Consider the following 1,136-nt stretch of genomic DNA (forward strand, 5'->3'; position numbering starts at 1 on the left):
ATGCCAGATATTTATACACGGGAGTCAGACTGCGAGTGATAAGATCCGTAGTCAAAAGGGAAACAGCCCAGACCACCAGCTAAGGTCCCAAAGTAATCGTTAAGTGGAAAAGGATGTGGCGTTGCACAGACAACCAGGATGTTGGCTTAGAAGCAGCCATCATTTAAAGAGTGCGTAATAGCTCACTGGTCGAGTGACGCTGCGCCGAAAATGTATCGGGGCTAAACGATTCACCGAAGCTGTGGATTGACATCTACGATGTCAGTGGTAGGAGAGCGTTCTAAGTGCGTTGAAGTCAGACCGGAAGGACTGGTGGAGCGCTTAGAAGTGAGAATGCCGGTATGAGTAGCGAAAGACGGGTGAGAATCCCGTCCACCGTATGACTAAGGTTTCCTGAGGAAGGCTCGTCCGCTCAGGGTTAGTCGGGACCTAAGCCGAGGCCGATAGGCGTAGGCGATGGACAACAGGTTGATATTCCTGTACCACCTCCTCACCGTTTGAGAAATGGGGGGACGCAGTAGGATAGGGTAAGCGCGCTGTTGGATATGCGCGTCCAAGCAGTAAGGCGTGTGTGTAGGCAAATCCGCACACTATAACGTTGAGCTGTGATGGCGAGTCCGTATGGACGAAGTTCCTGATTTCACACTGCCAAGAAAAGCCTCTATCGAGGTGAGAGGTGCCCGTACCGCAAACCGACACAGGTAGTCGAGGAGAGAATCCTAAGGTGTGCGAGAGAACTCTCGTTAAGGAACTCGGCAAAATGACCCCGTAACTTCGGGAGAAGGGGTGCTCTTGAGCGTGCAAGCGCATGAGAGCCGCAGTGAATAGGCCCAGGCGACTGTTTAGCAAAAACACAGGTCTCTGCAAAACCGTAAGGTGACGTATAGGGGCTGACGCCTGCCCGGTGCTGGAAGGTTAAGAGGAGTGGTTAGCGCAAGCGAAGCTGCGAATTGAAGCCCCAGTAAACGGCGGCCGTAACTATAACGGTCCTAAGGTAGCGAAATTCCTTGTCGGGTAAGTTCCGACCCGCACGAAAGGCGTAACGATCTGGGCACTGTCTCAACGAGAGACTCGGTGAAATTATAGTACCTGTGAAGATGCAGGTTACCCGCGACAGGACGGAAAGACCCCGTGGA

The 1,136-nt window shown here is 52.7% G+C and carries 1 rRNA gene; it reads left to right on the forward strand.

Annotated features, from left to right (window positions below):
* A 23S ribosomal RNA gene (locus tag ACFCYJ_RS27475) occupies positions 1–1,136 on the forward strand; the annotation flags it as partial.

It is taken from the genome of Lysinibacillus sp. NPDC056232, assembly GCF_042267565.1.
In the GTDB taxonomy this organism is placed as follows: Bacteria; Bacillota; Bacilli; order Bacillales_A; family Planococcaceae; genus Lysinibacillus.